22 protein-coding genes are annotated in these 21136 nt (G+C 70.3%); 14 read left to right on the forward strand and 8 right to left on the reverse strand.

The features are described 5' to 3' along the window. The first annotated feature begins 27 nt into the window (after nt 1-27). The gene (locus tag MYMAC_RS31805) at nt 28-768 is read left to right on the forward strand and encodes an SMI1/KNR4 family protein (protein WP_013937755.1); all 741 of its coding nucleotides are present in this window, start codon (nt 28-30) and stop codon (nt 766-768) included. 263 nt (nt 769-1031) lie between these two features. Here MYMAC_RS31805 and MYMAC_RS31810 read toward each other — a convergent pair whose 3' ends face one another. Both MYMAC_RS31810 and MYMAC_RS31815 read right to left on the reverse strand, forming a co-directional pair. Then, nucleotides 1032-1430 (reverse strand): hypothetical protein, encoded by a 399-nt coding sequence (locus tag MYMAC_RS31810; RefSeq protein WP_239989138.1) that lies wholly within the window; start codon nt 1428-1430, stop codon nt 1032-1034. Nucleotides 1431-1446: 16 nt separating this feature from the next. Continuing rightward, nucleotides 1447-2595, reverse strand: a complete 1149-nt coding sequence (locus MYMAC_RS31815; RefSeq protein ID WP_095960783.1) for a zinc-dependent alcohol dehydrogenase — start codon at nt 2593-2595, stop codon at nt 1447-1449. A gap of 267 nt (nt 2596-2862) precedes the next feature. On the opposite strand from MYMAC_RS31815, the gene MYMAC_RS31820 reads away from it, so the two are divergent. Next, on the forward strand, nt 2863-3948 hold the full coding sequence (locus MYMAC_RS31820) for a YcjF family protein (protein WP_095960784.1): 1086 nt from the start codon (nt 2863-2865) through the stop codon (nt 3946-3948). A gap of 15 nt (nt 3949-3963) precedes the next feature. Here the strand turns inward: MYMAC_RS31820 and dbpA are convergent, their stop codons facing one another. Further along, a complete protein-coding gene (gene dbpA / locus MYMAC_RS31825; RefSeq protein ID WP_013937751.1) occupies nt 3964-5349 on the reverse strand; it encodes an ATP-dependent RNA helicase DbpA in 1386 nt (461 codons plus the stop codon). Nucleotides 5350-5643: 294 nt separating this feature from the next. Here dbpA and MYMAC_RS31835 point away from each other — a divergent pair, with 294 nt between their 5' ends. From MYMAC_RS31835 to nagZ, 6 genes are all read left to right on the forward strand, one after another. Continuing rightward, entirely contained in the window at nt 5644-5934 is a 291-nt protein-coding gene (locus tag MYMAC_RS31835; RefSeq protein ID WP_157770477.1) for a hypothetical protein, read from the forward strand. Next, nucleotides 5931-6161 carry a hypothetical protein gene (locus MYMAC_RS31840; protein ID WP_157770478.1) on the forward strand — a complete coding sequence of 77 codons (231 nt, stop codon included), beginning with the start codon at nt 5931-5933 and terminating at the stop codon, nt 6159-6161. Before MYMAC_RS31835 ends, MYMAC_RS31840 begins: the two co-directional genes overlap by 4 nt. Before the next feature lie 95 nt (nt 6162-6256). Then, complete coding sequence (locus tag MYMAC_RS31845; RefSeq protein WP_095960787.1) at nt 6257-7186, forward strand: DUF6209 family protein; 930 nt, start codon at nt 6257-6259, stop codon at nt 7184-7186. A 160-nt stretch (nt 7187-7346) separates the two neighbouring features. Then, complete coding sequence (locus MYMAC_RS31850; protein ID WP_095960788.1) at nt 7347-8846, forward strand: ATPase domain-containing protein; 1500 nt, start codon at nt 7347-7349, stop codon at nt 8844-8846. A 2-nt stretch (nt 8847-8848) separates the two neighbouring features. Continuing rightward, nucleotides 8849-9214 carry a response regulator gene (locus MYMAC_RS31855; RefSeq protein ID WP_013937745.1) on the forward strand — a complete coding sequence of 122 codons (366 nt, stop codon included), beginning with the start codon at nt 8849-8851 and terminating at the stop codon, nt 9212-9214. Between the two features lie 100 nt (nt 9215-9314). Next, on the forward strand, nt 9315-10424 hold the full coding sequence (gene nagZ / locus MYMAC_RS31860; RefSeq protein WP_095960789.1) for a beta-N-acetylhexosaminidase: 1110 nt from the start codon (nt 9315-9317) through the stop codon (nt 10422-10424). A 76-nt stretch (nt 10425-10500) separates the two neighbouring features. Here nagZ and MYMAC_RS31865 read toward each other — a convergent pair whose 3' ends face one another. The 3 genes from MYMAC_RS31865 to MYMAC_RS31875 form a co-directional block, all read right to left on the reverse strand. After that, nucleotides 10501-10992: a hypothetical protein gene (locus tag MYMAC_RS31865; RefSeq protein WP_095960790.1), complete on the reverse strand. Its 492-nt coding sequence runs from the start codon at nt 10990-10992 to the stop codon at nt 10501-10503. Between the two features lie 248 nt (nt 10993-11240). Further along, a complete protein-coding gene (gene bcp / locus MYMAC_RS31870; protein WP_095960791.1) occupies nt 11241-12092 on the reverse strand; it encodes a thioredoxin-dependent thiol peroxidase in 852 nt (283 codons plus the stop codon). Between the two features lie 56 nt (nt 12093-12148). Further along, entirely contained in the window at nt 12149-12664 is a 516-nt protein-coding gene (locus MYMAC_RS31875; protein WP_013937741.1) for a hypothetical protein, read from the reverse strand. A 67-nt stretch (nt 12665-12731) separates the two neighbouring features. On the opposite strand from MYMAC_RS31875, the gene MYMAC_RS31880 reads away from it, so the two are divergent. After that, nucleotides 12732-13379 carry a hypothetical protein gene (locus MYMAC_RS31880; RefSeq protein ID WP_095960792.1) on the forward strand — a complete coding sequence of 216 codons (648 nt, stop codon included), beginning with the start codon at nt 12732-12734 and terminating at the stop codon, nt 13377-13379. Nucleotides 13380-13431: 52 nt separating this feature from the next. Here the strand turns inward: MYMAC_RS31880 and MYMAC_RS31885 are convergent, their stop codons facing one another. Continuing rightward, entirely contained in the window at nt 13432-14751 is a 1320-nt protein-coding gene (locus tag MYMAC_RS31885; protein ID WP_204817074.1) for a response regulator, read from the reverse strand. A 114-nt stretch (nt 14752-14865) separates the two neighbouring features. Here MYMAC_RS31885 and MYMAC_RS31890 point away from each other — a divergent pair, with 114 nt between their 5' ends. From MYMAC_RS31890 to MYMAC_RS31910, 5 genes are all read left to right on the forward strand, one after another. Next, nucleotides 14866-15207 (forward strand): MXAN_6627.5 family MYXO-CTERM protein, encoded by a 342-nt coding sequence (locus MYMAC_RS31890; protein ID WP_043712744.1) that lies wholly within the window; start codon nt 14866-14868, stop codon nt 15205-15207. A 10-nt stretch (nt 15208-15217) separates the two neighbouring features. Then, the gene (locus tag MYMAC_RS31895; RefSeq protein ID WP_013937737.1) at nt 15218-16261 is read left to right on the forward strand and encodes a class I SAM-dependent methyltransferase; all 1044 of its coding nucleotides are present in this window, start codon (nt 15218-15220) and stop codon (nt 16259-16261) included. Between the two features lie 95 nt (nt 16262-16356). After that, nucleotides 16357-17802 (forward strand): UbiA family prenyltransferase, encoded by a 1446-nt coding sequence (locus tag MYMAC_RS31900; protein WP_204817079.1) that lies wholly within the window; start codon nt 16357-16359, stop codon nt 17800-17802. Nucleotides 17803-17815: 13 nt separating this feature from the next. Next, nucleotides 17816-19210, forward strand: a complete 1395-nt coding sequence (locus tag MYMAC_RS31905) for an FAD-binding oxidoreductase (RefSeq protein ID WP_095960793.1) — start codon at nt 17816-17818, stop codon at nt 19208-19210. 24 nt (nt 19211-19234) lie between these two features. Beyond that, nucleotides 19235-19972: an SDR family oxidoreductase gene (locus MYMAC_RS31910; protein WP_095960794.1), complete on the forward strand. Its 738-nt coding sequence runs from the start codon at nt 19235-19237 to the stop codon at nt 19970-19972. Nucleotides 19973-20034: 62 nt separating this feature from the next. Here MYMAC_RS31910 and MYMAC_RS31915 read toward each other — a convergent pair whose 3' ends face one another. Further along, entirely contained in the window at nt 20035-21099 is a 1065-nt protein-coding gene (locus tag MYMAC_RS31915) for an MBL fold metallo-hydrolase (RefSeq protein WP_095960795.1), read from the reverse strand. Nucleotides 21100-21136 lie beyond the last annotated feature (37 nt).

Here is a 21136-nt window from a genome sequence, read left to right on the forward strand (position 1 = left end):
TCTCGCGCCCGTTTGATGCCCCACGCCATGAAAGAACTGCTCGAGTACATCAATGGATTCGAACCCGCCTTTTCCAGACAGGTCCAGGGGGCGACTGCAACGGAGGTCTCCCGGCTCGAGAGCCTGGTCAAGCGGCCTCTTCCCACTCACTACAAGGACTTCCTCCTCGGCATGGGGCGAGGCATGGGAAGCCTTCGCGAGGAAGACACTGACTTCGGCATTGGCCGGGTCCTGAAGTTCTACGAGACGAGCAAGCGGCGTCCTCCTCCGAGGTTCATCTTCATTGGCGCCCAGCTCGTGGACACCTACGGAAGGTTCCTGCTCGACTGCGGACAGGCCGCGGAGCAGGCTGACTGTCCCGTTGTCCAGGCGGACCCTGAAGAGCCGTTCGAGAACGAGGACCATATCGTTCCCCTGTATGGCTCCCTGAAGGACATGCTCTTCCTGCTGGCCTTCAGCAGGAAGCGGATGGCGCTCCTCGAACATCGGCGAAGGTTCCTCCCTTCACTCGTGGGCAGCGGGACAGGGAATGTCCGAATCGTGGACCCCGCCTTGGTGGGAGCCATCGACAAGACGCTTCTTCAGCTCGGCTTCCAGAAGCTGCCCCATACCAGCCCACTGACTCCGCTCTACGAGCGTGGTGACGCGGCCTTCTACGTCGACCGGTCTTCACAGGGAGGAGGGATATCAGCAGAGCTGGCGGCACGAGATGAGAGGGAGTTCGGGAGGCTGGTTGAAGTCATCCAGGACTCCACGACCCTTGTCTAGGGAACCGCCTTTCCGTGGGCGTGTCCTTATCAATGCCTTGTGTCTGCGGACGTGGCGTGGGCGGACGAGACGCCTCTTCGGGTGCTGGACGTGAGGGGCTGGGCCGGCAAGACGCCGAAGGAGGAGCTGGGCGGAACCCTCCTGTGCGCACGGGCCCCTGGCGGCCTCATGGCTACGGTTCCCCAGTCGCGTAAAGGCCTTGGCCGCCTCTGGCGGTGGCCTTGGGCCAGCCCCAACGCGACCGGGGAGCCGCAGGATGGTAGCTAGGCCCGCAGCCGCCGCATCACGACGCCGCCGGCGAGGACGACCGCCGCGGCCGCCGCGAGCCGTGGAAGGCCCCTCCTGAGCTTGTGCTCGGCCACGTCCACGCGGTCCGCGAACAGCAGCATCATCCAGTGCCGCGTCCAGTGGTCCGGGTACTTGTAGGCCAGACGCCGCAGCAGGCCGGAGACGCCCTGGGGCGGCTGGGCCGTGCCGAACACCGGCGGGAACCTCCGCGCGGGCTGCCCGTGCTTGAACACCGTCACGTCCGACTCCTGGGGGGACGGCGGGCCCCGCGCGTCCCCGCGGAGCTGGGGTGACTCCTCCCTCGGGAAGCCGGGGCGGTTCTTCGGGTCGGCGTCCACGCCGTACCCGGGAATGTCTCTCACGTTCGGGTTCATGGTGGGTTCCTTCCGCTCAGGCATGGGCATGCGGGGAGAGGACGCACTTGATGCAGCCGTCCTGTTTCTTGGAGAAGAGGTCGTACGCCTTGGGCGCGTCCTCCAGGCTGAAGCGGTGGGTGATGAGGCCCTTGGCGTCCACGCGCCCCTTGCGGATGTGGTCCAGCAGGTGCGGCATGTAGCGCTTCACGTTGCACTGCCCCAGCCGCAGCGTCTGGTTCTTGTTCATCGCCGTGCCGATATCCACCAGGTTCCACGGCGGCCCGTACACGCCCACCACGGAGATGACGCCGCCCTTGCGCGTGGCGTGCATGCACCAGTTGAGCGCCGTGGTGGCGCCGGCCTCGGCCATCAGCCCCAGGCCCAGCACCCGCTGCAGCATCGAGCCCTCGGCCTCGCAGCCCACCGCCTCGATGCTCACGTCCGCGCCGCGGCCCTCGGTCGTCTCCTTGATGGCGGTGACGATGTCCACGTCCTTGAAGTTCAGCGTCTCCACGTGGGCGAACTTCCGCGCGAAGTCGAGCCGGTAGTCCTGCAGGTCCACCGCGATGACGCGGCCGGCGCCCATCAGCCACGCGCTCTTCATGGCGAAGAGGCCCACCGGGCCCGCGCCGAACACCACCACCGTGTCTCCCGGCTGGATGCCGCCCATCTCCGCGCCCATGTAGCCGGTGGGGAAGATGTCGCTGAGGAAGAGGACGTCCTCCTCGTCCATGTCCTCCGGAATCTTCATGGGCCCCACGTTGGCGAAGGGCACGCGCACGTACTCCGCCTGCCCGCCGTCGTAGCCGCCCGTGGTGTGCGAATAGCCGAACGTGCCGCACGCGATGTCGCTGGAGGGGTTGGAGTTCTCACAGCACGCCGTCAGGCCCTTCTTGCAGTAGAAGCACGCCCCACAGGAGATGTTGAAGGGCACCACCACCCGGTCCCCCCGTTTGAGGTTGGTGACGCCCGGCCCCAGCTCCTCCACGACGCCGGCGAACTCGTGGCCGAACGTGCAGCCCACCCGCGTGTCGGGGATGAGGCCGTGCAACAAGTGCAGGTCCGAGCCACAGATGGCCGTCTTCGTGACCTTGAGCACCACGTCCTGCGGGTGCTCGATTCGTGGGTCCGGCTTGTCCTGGACCCGGACCTTGTAGGGCCCCTGATAGCTGAGTGCGCGCATGCGTGTTCTGCTCCTTTGTGGGTAAAGGAGTGAGGACCGCGCACCGACGTGGCAAGGCGGGGCTGGCGCCCGAGTGCATGCCCCCTGCCCTGGCAGGCCTCCGCGGCAGCGTGGTGCCACGAGGAGGGCCTGGACGTCCGGCCGGCCTGGGCCCGGGAGCCCTTCTCGCCGCGTCGTCCCCCGCTGACGGAGAGAGGCTTTCCGCTACGCTGGAGCGCCCCTCCTCGCTCCGGGAGGGCTCACTTCCGCGGGAGGCGGCGGCAGCGCATGGACATCCAACTGGCGGAGGAGATCCGCAAGCAGGTCGAGGAGGCCTTCCGCAAGCGCGGCCGGGTCAACATCGTCATCACGGGCCGCAGCGGCGTGGGCAAGAGCACGCTGGTCAACGCCGTGTTCCACGGCCGCATCGCGGACACCGGCCAGGGCCGCCCCGTCACGAAGGAGACGCGCGAGTACACGAAGGACGGCATCCCCGTCAGCATCCTCGACACCCGCGGCCTGGAGCTGGGCGCCTTTCAAGAGACGCTGAAGCTGCTGGAGGAGCTGGTGGCCGCGCGCGCCAAGGAGGCGGACGCCACGCGCCACCTGCACTGTGCCTGGCTGTGCATCAGCGAGGACTCGCGCCGCGTGGAGGACGGTGACGTGAAGGCGGCGGAGATGCTCGCGCGGCACATGCCGGTGGTCGTCGTCGTCACGAAGGCGCGCAGCGACCAGGGCTTCCGCGCGGAGGTGCAGCGGCTGCTGCCCCTGGCCCGCAACGTCATGCGCGTTCGCGCGCTCCAGGAGACGGACGACGAGGGCCACACGCTCCAGCCCAAGGGCTTGGTGGAGCTCGTCGAGCTCACCATGGAGCTGGTTCCAGAAGCCCAGCGCAACGCCTTCGCCGCCGCGCAGCGCGTGAGCATCGACCAGAAGCGCAAGCGCGCGCACGGCATCGTCGCCAGCGCTGCGGCCGCCGCGGGCCTCATCGGAGCCGTCCCCATCCCTTTCGCCGACGCCGCCCTGCTCGTCCCCACGCAGGTCGGGATGCTGGCGGGGGTGAGTAGCGTCTTCGGCCTCCCGCTGACGGAGGCCTTCCTCTCCACGCTGGTGGGCGCGGGCATCACCGGCCTGGGCGCCACCTTCACCGGCCAGTCCATCGTGTCCGGACTGCTGAAGCTCGTCCCTGGGCCGGGCACGGCGCTTGGCGCGCTCATCTCCGCCACCACCGCCACCGCGCTCACCACGCTGTTCGGCGAGGCCTACGTCGCCGTCCTCTCCAGGCTGATGGAGAAGCGCCGCGGCGAGCTGCCCACGGAGGACGAGGTCATCCAGGCCTTCCGCCAGGAGATGTCCCTGCGCGGCGCCGCGTAGACGGTGTGTCGGGCGCTACTTCACGCGCTCGATTTTGTACCGGCGGCCCTTGATGCGGCCCTCGCTCAGCCGCTGGAAGGCCACGCGCGACACGCGGCGGGCGACGGCGACGTAGGCCACGTGGTCCTGGATTTCAATCTTGCCCACGTCGGCCGCGTCCAGCCCGCCCGCCTCGCCCGTGAGCGCGCCCAGGATGTCGCCGGGCCGCATCTTGTCCTTGCGTCCGGCGGAGATGTAGAGCGTGTCCCAGTTGGACTCCAATGACACCGCGTTGCGCGGGTCCGCCGAGGGCAGCGCCTCCACGTCACCGCGCGCCAGCTTCACGCCGGTGGCCAGCTCGATGTCGTCCACCTTGCGCCCGTCCCGAGGCGTGACGATGGACACGGCCAGCCCCGCGCGGCCCGCCCGGCCCGTTCGGCCGATGCGGTGTACGTAGGGCTCCGCCTGCATGGGCAAATCGAAGTTGATGACGGCGTCCAGCGCCTCCACGTCGATGCCGCGCCCCGCCACGTCCGTGGCGATGAGCACCCGCGTGCTCTGGTTGCGGAACTTCGCCATCACCCGGTCGCGCTCGAACTGCTCCAAGTCCCCCTGGAGCCCGTCCACGCTGACGCCCGACGCGGAGAGCGCCTTCTTCAGCTCCACGACGGTCGCCTTGAGGTTGCAGAAGACAATGGCGGACGCCGGCTGGTGGTGGCGGAGGATGCGCAGCAGCAGGGCCTGCTTCTCCTCCGGCGCGCAGTCGTAGCGCACCTGCTGGATGTCCGGCCCCGCGGTGGCGGCCTCCACCGTGACGCGCACGGGCTGCCGCTGGAAATCACGGCTCAGCGCCTCGATGTCCGGAGGGAAGGTCGCGGAGAAGAGCACCGTCTGCCGCCGTGGCGGCATGACCCCGAGGATGCGCTCCATGTCCTCGCGGAAGCCCATGTCGAGCATCCGGTCCGCCTCGTCCAGCACCACCGTGGACAACTGCCGCGTCTCCAGCGCCTCGCGGTCCAGCACGTCCAGCACCCGGCCCGGCGTCCCCACCGCCAGGTGCGCCCCCTTCTCCAGCGCGTCCAACTGCGGCCGGATGGGCTGGCCGCCCGCGAGCACCAGCACCTGGAGCCCCGGCAGCCGCCGCCCCAGCCTGCGAATCTCCCCCGCCACCTGCGCGCACAGCTCGCGCGTCGGGCACAGCACCAGCGCCTGCACCTTGCGGTGCTGCAGGTTGACCTTCTGGAGGAGCGGCAACGCGAAGGCCGCCGTCTTGCCGCTGCCCGTCTGCGCCTGACCGACCAGGTCCCGGCCCTGGAGCAGCACCGGGATGCTCTGCGCCTGGATGGGCGTGGCCGTCTTGAAGTCGAGCTCCTCCAGGACCTGGAGCAGGGGGGGAGCCAACGCGAGCGATGAGAAGTCCATTCGAAGCCTCGGGAAGCGGAGGCACGGAAGGAGCCTCGGGTTCTCGCAGGCCCCATGTCACACCCTCCGAAGCCAGGACAAGTGGAGCCGCCCACCCCGCCTGGCCGCCCACACTGGATTGCGCCTCACACTCTCTGCGAAAATCACGTTTTGCCGGAAAGTCTTCCGCCTGGAGCGCTCCATGCCCTGCCGCCGCCTCTCCCTGGCCCTGCCGTCCACCGTCCTCCTCGGCGCGCTCCTGCTGCTGCCTTCGACGGCGGCGGCGCGGACCGCCATCCTCCAGAAGGATGGCCAGTGGCAGCTCCAACAGGCTCGGGGACGCGGCGCCTGCTCGACGCCGCGCACAAGCATGGCCTGAAGGTGCTCGTGGGCCTCTGGATGCGGCACGGCCAGCCCGGCATGGAGGGCGACGACACCTTCGACTACACGCGCGACACCGCTGGCATGAAGCAGCAGCGCGAGGCCACGCTGACGCAGGTGCGCAACCTCAAGGACCACCCCGCCGTCCTGGCCTGGGGTAGGGCCTCAACGTCTACGGCGGCGGCATCCACGTGCTGCCCGCTGAGCTGGCGAAGGCCGGCGTGAAGAAGCCCTGGTTCATCACCGAGTTCGGCGCGCAGGGCGAATGGGACGCGCCCAGGGACGCCCAGCCCGGCCCCACCGCGAACACCTGGCGGGTGCGGATGCCCGCGGTGCGCGGGGCCATCAAGCTCTATGCGCTCGGCAAGGACACCGCCGGGAACCTCGCCGTGGCCACCACCTCCGCCGCCCTCCCCCTGACGGCGTCGGAGCCCACCAGCGGCCCGCCATGAAACCGCTCGCTCGCTGACAGGGCGAGCGGCCAGCGGCGCGCGTGTCAGGAAGTCCTGGTAAGTGGCGGCCTCAACTTTTTCTGGAGAACCCCGCCATGAAGACGTCTGTCTGGAAGTCCCTGGCCCTCGCGCTGCCGCTGCTGGCGGCCTGCGGTGGGGCGCCGCAGCAGGGGGAGACGCCGGCCGACTCCGCTCTGGAGACGCAGCAGGCGCCGCTCACCACGCCCACCGCCACGGTGCGCTTCCTGACGGGCTGGTCGCACTCGCAGCACGGCGCCATCGTCCGCGGCGGCCAGCTCGTCGTGGACTATGAGCTGTACCGGATGACGGACTGTCACCACAGCACCTACGCCGGTCAGCAGGCGTGGGACACGCTGGCCTACGTCCGCTTCCTCCCGGGCGGTCAGCTCTTCAGCGGCAGCGTGAAGCAGGCCACCGGCAGCACCTCGTTCGTGAACAAGCCCTTCGAGGTGACGGTGCCCACGGACGCCACGAGCGTGGAGACGTGGTTCTTCACCTCGGGCCGCACGTGCACCGCGCGCTACGACAGCAACTTCGGTCAGAACTACGTCTTCCCCGTGGAGGCGCAGTCGCCGTCCGCGGTGGCGTGGGCCGGTGACTGGGGCGGCAGCTTCGCGCGTGACTGCGAGCACCGCGCCGGCCTGCCGGACCCCATCATCATCGACAGCTACGTCATGGAGCGCGCCTGCAAGTTCGTGGAGGCGGAGGTGTACGTGCCCGGCGTGACGGATGCCGCCACCGCGCGTCCGGAGCTCATCCAGGCGCAGGTGGAGTTCAGCGTGGACGGCGCCGCCACGCAGTACCGCTGGCTGACCTACCAGTGGCGGGTAGGGAACAACTTCCGGTACCGCTGGAGCCTCGACGCGGAGCCGCTCGCGTATACGCCGTGGAATGCCTATGCATTCGGGTTCCGCTATTCAACGGATGGCCAGAGCTGGTATCGCATCGCGAACGGCGCCGGCCCCACGGGTGGCACCGCGAGGACCGTGCAACGCAATTTCTGAGACGGGCCACCTCCTTCGAATGCCGCTGGAGCCGCGGTGCCTCAGCGGCAGCTCGGAAGAGGCGCTGTGGCAAGAAGTGTTCCCCTGAGAAGGCGAGCGCACTGCTCCCATCATTCCAGCGGGGCCACACCCGGGCCGGGCCCAGGAAAGGGAACGCGAAATGACCGAAGGCACTCCACGCGTGGCGGAACGGATCTCCACGGGCATCCCTGGACTCGACACCGTGCTGCACGGCGGCCTCCGCAAGGCCCGCACCTACATGCTGTTGGGCCTGCCGGGCTCGGGGAAGACCATCTTCGCCAACCAAGTGTGCTTCCACCACGCGAGCCGTCACGGCGGCCGTGTGCTCTACCTGACGCTGCTGGCGGAGTCGCACACGGAGCTGGTGGGCAACCTGTCCTCGCTGTCCTTCTTCGACCCCACGCTGCTGCCCAACGCCATCACCTACCTGAGCGCCTTCACCGTGCTGGAGCAGGGCGGGCTGGACGCGCTGGCGGAGCTCATCCGCAAGGAGACGAAGAACCACCAGGCCACGCTGCTGGTGCTGGATGGGCTGGTGGCCGCGGAGGAGGTGGCGCCGTCGCAGCAGGCCATCAAGAAGTTCATCCACGGCCTCCAGGTGGTGACGGGCCTGATGGGCTGCACCACGCTGATCCTCACCACCGGCCGGGGCCAGGGCCTGCGCGCCGAGCACACCATGGTGGACGGGCTGCTGCTGCTCAAGCAGCGCATGTTCGGCGCGCGCGCCGTGCGCGAGCTGTTCGTGCGCAAGTTCCGCGGCAGTCCCTATCTGCTGGGCAAGCACAGCTTCGACATCACCCAGGACGGCCTCGTCGTCTACCCGCGGCTGGAGGTGCTCGCGGAGTCCGGCCCTCCTCCGGGACCGCCGCTGGAGGCGAAGTGCGCGCTGGGCATCCCTGGCCTGGACACGATGCTGTCTGGCGGCGTGCCCCAGGGCTCGACGACCATCCTGCTGGGGCCGCCCGGCAGCGGGAAGACGCTGCTGGGGCTGAACTTCCTCGCGGAGGGCGCCCGCCGGGGCGAGCGCGTCCACTACTTCGCCTTCTATGACTCCCCCGAGCGCATGGTGGCGCAGGCGGCGGGCATCGGGCTGGACCTGAAGCCCCTCATCGACCGGGGGGACTTCGAGGTCAGCTTCCGGCCGCCCACGGAGAACCTGCTCGACAAGCTCGGCGTGCAGCTCCTGGACGTCATCCGGACGCACGGGGTGCGGCGGCTCTTCCTGGACGGGTATGACGCGCTCCGCAGGGCGGCCATCCGCATGCCGCGCGTGTCCCGCTTCCTGGCCGCGCTGGTCAACGAGTGCCGCATGCGCGGGGTGACGCTGCTCTACTCCGTCGAAGCCGCCGCCGCGTTCGGCCCCGAGGTGGCCTTTCCCATGAAGGGCATCTCCATGGTGGCGGAGAACGTCCTCTTCCTGCGGCAGGCCGAGCTGGACTCCGAGCTGCGCCGCTTCGTCACGGTGCTGAAGCTGCGCAACAGCCCGCATGACGTGGCCCTGCGCGAGCTGCGCATCAGCTCGAATGGGATGGAGGTCACGGGCACCTTCACGGACGTCGAGTCGATGATGACGGGCCTGCCGCGGACGACGGCGCGGTCCGAGCCCCGGCATCCCGGCGGCGGGCATCAGGGGACCTAGGCATGGGCCCCATCCTCATCGTCGATGACGAGTTCGGCATCGTCGAAGCCATGCGCGACCTCCTGAGCGACGAAGGCTACCGGACCGCCATCGCGCTCAACGGGAAGGAGGCCCTGGAGCGGATGGCCGAGGAGCGCCCATGCCTGGTGCTGCTCGACTACATGATGCCGGTGATGAACGGCCCCGCCCTGCTGGAGGCGATGGAGCGCAATCCGCTGCTGCGCGACATCCCGGTGGTGATGATGAGCGCCAGCCCTCCGGACTACTGGAGGAACCTCCGCTGCGCGGCCTTCCTCCCCAAGCCCTTCTCCCTGGACGAGCTGCTGATGGTGGTGAAGCGCTTCGCCCAGGGGGCCATCCTCCAGTAGCGCGCCTCGACGCCCTGCGGCCTGCCGGGCAGCCGACGCTTCCGGGGGAATGGCGTTCCCGCCGCGCACCCGCCCCCTGGCTTCTGACAGACTGCCGGCCGTGACGACCTCCTCCACCCTCTACCGCGACTGCGCCCGCCTCTTCATGGTGGGTTTTCCCGGCACCGACATCGACAGCGAGCTGGCCGCGCTGATGGATGACGGCATCTATGGCGCCATCCTCTTCAAGCGCAACGTGGGCAGCGCCGGGGACACCGCCGCCCTGTGCCACGCGCTGAAGTCCCGCGCGGGCCGCCCCTTCATCCTGTCGGTGGACCAGGAGGGAGGGCGCGTGGCCCGGCTTCGCGGCGCGCCCTTCACCACGCTGCCGCCCATGCGGGAGCTGGGACAACGCGGCGACGCGGCCCAGGTGGAGCGGGTGGGCCGGCTGCTGGCGTACGAGCTGCGCGCGCTGGGCTTCGACTATGACTTCGCGCCGGTGCTGGACGTGGACACCAACCCGGCCAACCCCGTCATTGGAGACCGCAGCTTCAGCCGCGAGGCGGAGGAGGTGGCGCGGCTGGGCGTGGCGCTCGCGCGAGGCCTGGAGGCGGGCGGCGTGGCGTCGTGTGGCAAGCACTTCCCCGGGCACGGCGACACCACCACGGACAGCCACCTGACGCTGCCGCGGCTGCCGCATGATTTGGAGCGCCTGCGCCGCGTGGAGCTGGTGCCCTTCCGCGCCTTCGCCCAGGCGGGGCTCGCGTCCCTGATGACGGCGCACGTCCTCTTCGATGCGCTGGACCCGGGCGTGCCCGCCACCATGAGCCCGCGCGTGCTCCAGGGCGTGCTGCGCGAGGAGCTGGGCTTCGACGGCGTGCTCGTGAGCGATGACTTGGAGATGAAGGCCATCGCCGGCCACTACTCCGTGGAGGAGGCCACGGTGCAGGGCACGCTCGCGGGCGTGGACCTGTTCCTGGTGTGCCACGACGCGGAGGTGCAGCGCCGCGCCATCGAAGCGCTGGTGAAGGCGGTGGAGTCGGGCCGCGTCTCCCGGGAGCGGATTGCCCAGGCCCACCGGCGGCTCGACGCGCTCAGCGCCCGCTTCGCGCACCCGGCGGAGGACCGGCTCGCCGCGCTGGGGAGCCCGGAGCACCAGGCGCTGGCGGAGGGGCTCGTCAGCACCTTCACCGGCCGCGACCCCACCGAGGTGATGCTGGCCTCCCGCTGAAGGGGCGGAGGCCGCGCTCCCGGTGGAAGCCACCGGGAGCGATGGAGGGGCGACACGCGGCCGCCCCGGAATGACTTCAGCGGATGTAGGGGCCGCTGCGGTCCTGCCAGCCCAGCGGGGCGTAGCCGCTGTAGTGGCCGCCGCGCTTGCCGCCCACGGCCGCGCCGTCCTCGCCGCCCAGGCCGTGAGCCGCGGGCGAGTACGCGGCGCCGCCCTCCACGTTGTACCGGTCACCCATCATGTTGCCGGCGTCATCCACGATGGAGCGCCCCTGGGTGCCGTCGTTCTTCGCCGTGCGCGGGTCGATGCTGGAGCCAATCTGCGCGATGGTGCCGTTGTAGCCCCGGTTCGCCGGCAGCGTCCAAGGCGGCAGCGGCTTGTTGGTGTCGCCGCCCTCCATGTTCTTCATCGCGTCGGGCTGGTCGCCGCGCTGGGCCACGAGGCTGCCCCGCGGCTCATCCGGCTGAGTGCCACCGGTCTCCGGCAGGCCCCTGCAGCCCACGGCCAGAACCGCGCCCGCCACCACCGCCGCCGTCGTACCCCACCGCCGAAAATTCCGCTCGCGCATGTCGACTCCTCCGAGTCCCTTCAATCTGATTGCTCGTACTTCCCGAAGATGGGGCACGCCGGGCGTGGAGACCACGGGGTGACTTCCCGCCCGCATGACGACAGACGGCCCGGACTCCCCATATAGCCCCAGCCGGGGGCCGGAGCAGCCTTCTTCCGCGCCGCCTGAAGCCCCCACGCGGAGGGCTTCTTCTTCGTCGAGGAAGCCCACTTCGCGGCCGGGCGCCCTTTCCACCTGCCCTCTGAGCGTTACCGCCTGGAGGCCTTCCTCGCCGCCTTTTTGGCGGCCCCAGGCTTCTTCACCGTGGGCGCCTTCTTCGCGGCGGCCTTCCCCGCAGGTGCCGTCCTGGCCTTGGCGCCCTTTCCCGCCACCTTCCGGGTCGCGGCGGCCTTCCCCGCAGGTGCCGTCCTGGCATTGGCGCCCTTTCCCGCCGCCTTCCGGGGCGTGGCCGCCTTCCCCGCAGGTGCCGTCCTGGCCTTGGCGCTCTTTCCCGCCGCCTTCCGGGGCGTGGCTGCCTTCGGGGACGCGGCGGTCTTCCCCGCGGGGGCCTTCTTCGCGGCGGCCACCTTCTTCCCCGCGGACGGCTTCTTCGCGGCGGGCGCCTTCTTCGCACCCGCATCGGATGCCGACGGAGCTTCGCCCTTGAGCGCGGCCATCACCTCGGCGACGTGGCCATTCACCTTCACCTTGGGCCACACCTGCTTCACCACGCCATCCGGCCCGATGAGGAAGGTGGCGCGGGTGATGCCCAGGAACTTCCGGCCATAGAGCGACTTCTCGCCCCAGACGCCGTAGGCCTCGGACAGCGCGTGGTCCACGTCCGCGAGCAGCGGGAAGGGCAGGTTGAACTTGTTGGCGAACTTCCGGTGGCTCGCGGTGCTGTCGGCGGAGACGCCCAGCACCACCGCGCCCGCGGCCTCCAGCGCCGAGTGCTCGTCGCGGAAGCCACACGCCTCCACCGTGCAGCCGGGCGTGTCGTCCTTCGGATAGAAGTAGAGGACGACACTGCGTCCCGCGAACTGCGCGAGCGAGACCGGAGTTCCGTCCTGGTCGGGGACCTGGAAGGCGGGGGCCTTGTCACCTGCTTGGGGGATGGGCATGCGGGCTCATTAGTCACAAAGCCCGCGCCACTCAACGCCCAGCAGGCGCCGCCCCGCTAAGGCGTGGGTGCCGCGCCAGGCCCGTGCCCCGGCTCCTCGCCGTGGTCGTGGCCATGCTCCCCGGGCGGATGGCTGTGGGCCTCCAGCTTGACCAGCGCCTTGCGGCACTCGGCCAGCGTCTGGCGCAGGGGCTCGCGCGCGGGGCCCTCGGGCGTCTGCCCCAGCCGGATGGCCAGGGCCTCACAGGCGGCGCGCTTGGCGTCCGCTTCAGACGTGCCGGGCCCCGTGGCGCCCGGCGTGGCCAGGGGACGCGCCGGCAGCTTGCCCCGCAGGCGGCGGATGGCGGCGATGCGCTGCTCCGCGGCGGGACGGGCCTTGGAGTCCTGGGGGATGGCCTCGAAGGAGGCGATGACGGGGTCCCAGGCCGCGTCCTGGGGGGACACGCGGCGGTCGATGAGCTCGCGGTAGGACTTCTCCGCGTCCCGGAGCTGGTCGGGCCCCTTGTCGCACCCAGGCGACAAAAGCAGACAGAGCGCGAGCGGCATGACGGCGGACAGCCGTCGGGTGGTCATCCTCATGAAGGGTCGGTTCTCCTCTCCTGCTGGCCTCCCGATTGAAGCACGGCTAGGGTGCCGCGTCGTGCAGCCCATTCTCCTCGCCTTCCTGCTTGGCCTGTCCCAAGGCATGCTCCACGCCGTGGGCCCGGACCACTGCGCCGCCATGGCCACCCTCGGTACCCTGGGGGGAGGCCGGCGCCGCGCCGCCATCGCCACCGCCGTGCGCTTCGCGCTGGGACACGCCGCCATGCTGGGCGGCATCGCCGCGGTCTGCATCCTGGCGGGCGTGGGCCTGTCGGAGACCTTCGAGCGCTGGGCCGAGATTTTCGGCGGCGCCGTGCTGGTGTCCCTCGCGGTGGCCGCCCTGCTCTTCCCCAATAGCGTGAGCCACGGCCACCCGCACCTGCCCGGCCACACCCAGGAGCCGCATCAGCACGTGCACACGGTGAGCACCACCGCTGGCGCGCTGATGGCCGTCAGCGGCGTGCGCTCGCTGCTGCTGGCCCTGCCGCCGCTGCTGGTGGGCGGCAGCATGAGCGTGGCCGCGTGGATGTACCTGCCCGGCTTCGCGCTGGGCATCCTCATCGGCATGGGCGTGGTGGGGCTGCTCTTCGCGGAGGGCATCGCCCGCCTGAACGCGCGAATCACCCTCTGGGTGCAGCGCACGGTGGCCGTGGGCTCCGCCGCGCTGGGCCTGTTCTGGATGGGCTCGCGGCTGGTCGGCGGCTGAGCCCCGCACGCGGTGTCCCCGCCCGGCACGGCGGGGACGGACGGCGCGGCGGTTACCCGCGCTTGTCCAGGATGCCCAGCGACATCATCGCCACCAGGAAGCCGTAGACGACGTGCTCGGGGCGGTTGGCGAAGGCCAGCAGCTCCGCCACGGTGCGGTTGCCGTCAATCTTCGGCAGCAGCTCCGCCTCCCACCGCTCCAGCTCCACTTCATTGAGCTGGTACGCCGGGGCCACGGCGGGGATGAGCCGGTCCTCCGGCTGGAGCAGGCGGCGCAGGCGCTCCGGCTTGTAGAGCTTCTTGATGCCCCGGACGATGAGGTTGGCCGGGTGCACGTCCAGCTTGATGGACTCCGCGCTCGCCTTCTCCCGGAAGCTCAGCACGTACGAGCCCTCATCCCACGCGAAGAGCGAGTAGATGACGGCCTTCACCTGCTGGCCCACGTAGTAGAGGCGCTCGGTGTCCTTGAGCAGCCCGCGCTCCACCAGCACGTCGCCGGTGCGGCGGTTGGACTGCGCGGCCACCGCTGACGCGTCCTGGAGCTGCTCGGGCTTGATTTTGCCCACGCGGACCAGGAACTGGCCGAAGCGGTCCGCCAGCAGGTTGGAGAGGGCGAACACCGGCGTGCCCTTCTCGAAGTAGACGACCTTCTTCACCTTGCCCTTCTGCACGCCCAGTTCGCCCGTCTCCCGGGAGAGGTAGAAGGCGGTGAGGAGCGAGGGCAGGTTGTCCCGGATTTCGCCGCGGCGGCTGCCCGGCGCGCCCGCGGGCGGCGGGTCCGGCGGGCGGCCCGGCGTGGGCGGGCGCACCTGGGTGGACGGCACCTTCTGCATCGGGCTGGCCGTGAGGTTGGCGCCGCGAATCTCCGCCGTGATGTTGCCGCCGCCCGTCACCTTGATGCGGCCGGTCAGCTCCATGGCGTCCTGCGGGCCCTCCTCCTCCACGTCGATGTCCAGCTCCACCTCGAAGGCGTCCTGGAGCGACGCGGCCGCCGGCGCGGACTTCTCCGGAGGCAGCACCTTGGTCATCGCCTCCAGCAGCTTCTGGGCCTCGAAGGGTTTCTCGAAGTAGCCGGCGGCCTGGTACTTGGTGCGCGACTCCACGGCGTGCTTGCCGCCCTTGAAGACGCCGGTGATGAAGAGGAGCGGGAGCTGGGGGTTTTCCTTCCGCAGCGCGTCCGCCAGGTGGTACCCCATCATGTCGGGCAGCAGGATATCGAGCACGGCCGCCGCGGGCGGCTGGGCCTTGGCCAGCTCCACGGCCTGCTTGCCGCGGTTCGCGCCAATGACCTCATAGCCCGCCTCCTCGAAGAGCTGCGTGAGGAGGGACAACAGCTCCTGATTGTCATCGACGACGAGGATTCGGGGTGCCATCGCGGGGCGTACCGTACCAGATGCCAGCCGAAGGGTCAGACAATCTGCCCCCGGGTGCTCCTGGCACCGCGGAGGATGCATCCGCCCCTTCAGGCGGTTAGGGTGACGGCCTCGATGTTCCCCTCCCGTTCCCACCTGCTGGCCTGCCTCCTCCTCCTGCTGCCCCTGGGGGCCGCGGCCCAATCCGACGGAGGGCTCGACGCGGGCCTGCCCGACGCCTCCGTCGGGGAGGGCGGCGCCGACCGCGACAACCCCGAGGGCGACGACAGTACAGGCAGGGTGAATACCTCTTGCCGCAGCACCCGGGATTGCTCACCCCGCTTCACCTGCGACGACGGCCTCTGCCGCTACACTGGCGTGCGCCAGGCGGACCAGCAAGGCTGCGTGCTGGGCGCCCAGGCGGCGCTCGTCGTCGTGGGCCTGGCCGCCGTGGGTGGGTACAGGCGCAGGCGTTAGGAGCACACGCATGAGGCTGGGGCTCAAGGCGGACAACCTGCTGGAGCGCGTGGCGGACTGGCTCAACCTGGCCCCGCAGCCGGTGGCCCAGGCCTTCTTCGGGATGATGGCGTCGCGCACGCTGATGGCCGGCGCGCGGCTGGGCGTCTACGAGGCCCTGACGGATGGCCCGGTGTCCGCGGAGACGCTGGCGGCGAGGCTGAAGTTGTCCCAGGAGGGCACCCGCACGCTGCTGGAGGCGCTGGTCGCCTGCGAGGCCGTGGAGCGGCAGCGCGGTGGCCGCTACCGGCTGGCGCCGCGCGCCCGGCGTTGGTTGGATCCGCGCTCGCCCCGGTACGTGGGGGCCTTCCTGGAGTTCAACTACGCGCAGTGGGACTGGTGGAACGGGCTGGAGGGCGTGGTGCGCAGCGGCGAGGCGGTGGACATCCACGGCTTCGCGCCCGACGACGCGCGCTGGCGCGACTACATCCACGCCATGCATCAGCTCGCGCGGCTGGCGGCCCCGGAGGTGGCGGCGGCCATCCCCCTGCCCCGCGGGGCGAAGCAGGTGTTGGACCTGGGCGGCGCGCACGGCTGGTTCGCCGCCGAGCTGTGTCTGCGCAACCGGGGCCTGAAGGCCACGGTGCTGGACCTGGAAGGCAGCGCCCGCGTGGGCCGGGAGATCATCGCCTCGGCGGGGCTGAGTCACCTGGTCACCCACCGCGAGGGGGACATCCTCACCGCGGAGCTGGGCGGCCCGTACGACGGGGTGATGCTCTTTCAAGTGATGCACCACCTGTCCCCCGCGCAGAACGTGGCCCTGCTGCGGCGGGTGCGCGCCTCGCTGGCGCCCCGGGGGACGCTGGCGGTGCTGGAGTACCTGCGCGAGAGCGCCGACACGCCCACCAGCGCGGCGCCGCTGATCGGCCTGCACTACTTCCTCACCTCCGGCGCGGCCGCCTACACGCCCGCCGAGGTGGAGGGCTTCCTGGACGACGCGGGCTTCCGCATCGAACACAGCCGCCCCATCCGCCACCTGCCCTTGCAGACGCTCCTGGTCGCTCGGATGGACTGAGCCTCCACTCAGCCGCCGTCCCGGCGAGCCTGCCCACGGGGAAGACGTCTGCGCTCCCCTGCCCGCCTCTGGCGGCTTCCGTCGCACCGTTGCCCATGCTTCCCCAAACGCCACTTCCCGAGGACTCTCCGGACGTACCGCTCGCCGTCGACCTGGACGGCACGCTGGTGCGCACGGACACCCTGCACGAGAACCTGCTCGTCCTCTTCAAGCGCGCGCCCTGGCTGCTGCTGCTGGCGCCATTCTGGGTGCTGAAGGGCAAGGCCTTCTTCAAGGCGGAGGTGGCCCGGCGTGCCGCCCTGGACGCGGCCAGCCTCCCCTACCACGAGGAGCTCCTGGCCTGGCTGCGCGAGGAGAAGGCCCGTGGGCGCCGGCTCGTGCTGGCCACCGCGGCGGACCGGCGCATCGCCGACGCGGTGGCGGCGCACCTGGGCCTCTTCTCCGACGTCGTCGCCAGCGAGGCGACGGTGAACCTGTCCGGCGCGCGCAAGCTGGCGAAGCTCAAGGAGCTCCTGGGCACCTTCGACTATGCGGGCAACGACGGGGTGGACCTGCCCCTGTGGCGCGAATGCCGCCGCATCGTCGTGGTCCACGCGCATGCGGGCGTGCTGAAGCAGGCGCGAGGCCTGGGCCGCGACGTCCACCGCGTCTTCGAGCGCCCCGCCACCAGCCTCCGCGTCTGGGTGAAGGCGTTGCGCGTGCACCAATGGGCGAAGAACGCGCTCGTGTTCGTGCCGCTGTTGGCGGCGCACAAGGCCACCGAGCCGTCCAAGCTGCTCCAGGCCCTGCTGGCCTTCGCGGCCTTCAGCCTGTGCGCCTCCAGCGTGTACGTGCTGAACGACCTGCTGGACCTGGACGCCGACCGGCGCCATCCGACGAAGAAGGCGCGCCCCTTCGCGGCCTGCACGCTGCCGGTGAGCACCGGCGTCATGCTGGCTCCCGTGCTGCTGCTGGCCGGCGCCGCGGTGTGCCTGCTGTTGCCACCCGCCTTCGCCGCCCTGCTGGGCACCTACTACGTGCTGACGCTGGCCTATTCGCTGCGGCTGAAGCAGGTGGTGATGCTGGACGTGCTGGTGCTGGCCGGGCTGTACACGGTGCGCATCTTCGGCGGCGCGCTGGCGGTGGACGTGCCCACGTCGAGCTGGCTGATGATGTTCAGCATGTTCCTCTTCCTCTCGCTCGCGCTGGTGAAGCGCCTGAGCGAGGTGCGGCGGCTGCGGTTGTCCAACGAGACGTCCGCGCACGGCCGAGGCTATCTGGCCCAGGACTATGAGCAGCTCGCCAGCCTGGGCGCGGCTTCCGGACAGGTGTCCGTGCTGGTGCTCGCGCTCTACATCACCTCCGATGAGGTGACGGCGTTGTACGCCCACCCCGAGCGGCTGTGGCTCATCTGCCCGGTGATGCTGTACTGGGTGGGCCGGGTGTGGCTGCTGGCCCACCGCGGGCTGGTGAACGAGGACCCGCTCGTCTTCGCCCTGAGGGACCGGGTGAGCTACGCCGTGGGCCTCGTGTGCGCGTTGGTGCTATGGGCCGCCACGTGAGAGGTCTGGCGCGATGAAGGCACGGGAGTCCTGGGGGCGCTACCCCCAAGTCGAACAAGAGACGCACGCCCTGGTGTGGCGCACGGACGCCCTGCCCCAGAAGGGCGGCAGCCTGCTGCCCCACGGCCTGGGGCGCAGCTACGGCGACTCATGCCTCAACGCGGGCGGCACGCTGCTGCTGACCTCGGGGCTGGACCGCTTCATCGCCTTCGACCCGGCCACGGGCGTGGTCCGCTGTGAAGCAGGCGTGTCGCTGGACACGATTCTGCGGCTGGCCGCGCCGCGCGGCTGGTTCCTGCCGGTGACGCCGGGCACCAAGTTCGTGACGGTGGGCGGCGCCATCGCCAACGACGTGCACGGGAAGAACCACCACCGGGGCGGCTCCTTCGGCCGCTACGTGCGCCGCTTCGAGTTGGTGCGCTCGGACGGCAGCCGGCGGGTGTGCGCGCCGGATGAGCACCCGGACTGGTACGGCGCGACGATTGGCGGCCTGGGCCTCACCGGGCTCGTCACGTGGGCCGAAATCCAGCTCAAGCCCATCAGCAACCCGTACGTGCTCCAGGAGACGGTGCCCTTCGGGAACCTGGATGGGTTCCTCGACGTCGCCCGCGCGTCGGAGAAGGACTACGAGTTCACCATGGCCTGGGTGGACTGCCTGGCCCGAGGCAGGAAGCTGGGACGCGGGCTCCTGTACCGGGGCAACTTCGCGCCGCCGCAGTTCGACGGACTGCCGCTGGCCAGGAGCCACCTGTCGCACGGCGTGGGGCTGGCGGTGCCCATGGACATGCCAGCCTTCTGCCTCAACCGGCTGTCGGTGTCCGCCTTCAACTGGCTCTATTACCACCGGCAGAACGGCAAGCCGAAGCAGCGGCTGACGCACTACGACCCGTTCTTCTACCCGCTGGACGCCATCTACGGATGGAATCGCATCTACGGCCGGCGCGGCTTCCTCCAGTTCCAGTGCGTGGTGCCCTATTCGACGGCGCGTGATGCGTTGAAGGAAATCCTGGAGCGCAGCTCGCGCGGCGGGCTGCCCAGCTTCCTGTCGGTGCTGAAGACCTTCGGCGACCTCCCGTCCCCCGGGTGGCTGTCCTTCCCGCGCGAGGGCGTGACGCTGGCCATGGACTTCGCCAACCGCGGCGAGAAGACGTGGAAGCTGGTGGAGGACCTGGACCGGCTCACACGGCAGGCGGGCGGCGCGGTGTATCCGGCGAAGGACGCGCGGATGAGCCCGGAGAGCTTCGCGGCGTACTTCCCGCAGCGTGAGCGCTTCATGCAGTACGTGGACCCGTCGTTCTCCTCGTCGTTCTGGCGGCGGGTGAATCCGGTGTCCCTGCCCTTCTCCCTGGCCGCGGAGCGGGGCGCGACGGCGTCCCCGCCGCCGCGGTCCCTGCTTGCCATCCGCTGACCTTCCTCCCGAGATTCGCCCCCTATGAAGAAAGTGCTCGTCCTCGGCGCCACCAGCGCCATTGCCCAGGCGACGGTGCGGCTGCTCGCCGCGCGCGGGGCCTCGCTGTACCTCACCAGCCGCAACGCGGAGAACCTGGACGCGGTGACGAAGGACGCCGCCACGCGCGGCGCGGCGAAGGTGGCGTCGCAGGTGGTGGACCTGAACGACTTCGACAGCCACGAGGCGCTGGTGGAGGCCGCGTACACGGCGCTGGACGGGCTGGACGGCGTGGTGCTGGCGCACGGCGTGCTGGGAGACCAGGCGGAGGCGCAGCGTTCATGGACGGCGACGGAGGCGGTGCTGCGCACCAACTTCCTGAGCGCGGTGTCGCTGCTGACGGTGCTGGCCAACCGCTTCGAGGCGCAGAAGGCCGGCACGCTGGTGGTGATTTCGTCGGTGGCGGGTGACCGCGGCCGGCAGAGCAACTACGTGTACGGCGCGTCGAAGGGCGCGCTCAACGTCTTCCTCCAGGGCCTGCGCAACCGGCTGGCGAAGTCCAACGTCGCGGTGGTGACGGTGAAGCCGGGCTTCGTCGACACGCCGATGACGGCGCACCTGCCGAAGAACAAGCTGTTCGCCTCGCCGGAGAAGGTGGCGCGCGGGCTGCTGAGCGCCGCGGACTCGCGGAAGAACGAGGTCTACGTGCCCGGCATCTGGGCGCTCATCATGCTCATCATCCGGACGATTCCGGAGACGGTGTTCAAGCGCATGAAGCTGTGAGGGGAGAGGCCTGGGCACCCACCCCGCCTGATAGCGCAGCTCTCATGGGCTGAGCTGCGCTATCAATCCAGCACGGGCACGTCTCGGCCCTCGCCGAAGCCCAGGGCCCAGAAGCGCGGGCGCCTGGGCTCACGGGCCAGCAACCACAGCAGGTGGTACTTCGCCTCGTCCTGGCCATCCAGCGCGAGCGCGAAGGTGCCGTAGTGCATCGCCACCGACGTGGAGGAGCGCAGCACCTTGTGCGCCTGGAGCGCTTCCACCGGCCCCATGTGCACGGGCCGGAAGGCCGTGGGCCGGTAGGCGCCAATGGGCAGGATGGACAGCCGCATGGGCCCGAAGCGCTCGGCCACCATCCCGAAGTGCGGACCGAAGCCCGTGTCCCCAGCGAAGAGCACCGGCCCGCCGGACGTGGAGAGCACGTAGCCCGCCCAGAGCGTCGCCGCGTTGTCGGTGAGCCCGCGGTTGGAGCGGTGCTGCGCCGGCACCGCCGTCACCGTGCGGCCCGGCGCCACCTCGGTGGACTGCCACCAGTCCAGCTCCACCACGTTCTGGAAGCCCTCATCGTCCAGCAGCGCCTTGTTGCCCAGGCCCACGATGAAGCGCGGGTGGTGCGCCTCCTCCAGACGCCGCAGCGTCGGCAGGTCCATGTGGTCGTAGTGGTTGTGGCTCACCACCACCACGTCGATGGGTGGCAGGTCCTCGAAGCGGATGCCCGGAGGCCGCACGCGCTTGGGCCCGATGAAGGGCACCGGGCTCGGCCGGTCCGAATAGATGGGGTCCGTCAGCATGTTGAGGCCGTCCGCCTGGACGAGCACGGTGGCGTGGTTGATGAACGTCACCCGGAGCTGCCCCGACCCCACGCGCTCCGGTGGCGGCTTTCCCGGAGGCAGATCCTCATATGCACGCCAGGGACCGCGAGGCCCCTTGCGCAGCGCCTTGAAGACCTCGTCCGCGCTCAGGCGTTTGACGGGCTCCAGGTTCTCGAACCGCTCACCGTCGAAGTGGTCCGTCACCGGTCCTTGGTGACGGGGACCCGCGAAGAGGCAGCCTCCGAGCCACGGCGCCGTCATCAGCAACACCAACGGCAGCCACTTCGTCACGGGCCGGGAAGGACGGTCCAGGGACATGGGTGCGACGCTCCATCCAGACAGGACAGGGAAGACG

Origin of the sequence: Corallococcus macrosporus DSM 14697 (genome assembly GCF_002305895.1) — a bacterium.
Lineage (GTDB): Bacteria > Myxococcota > Myxococcia > Myxococcales > Myxococcaceae > Myxococcus > Myxococcus macrosporus.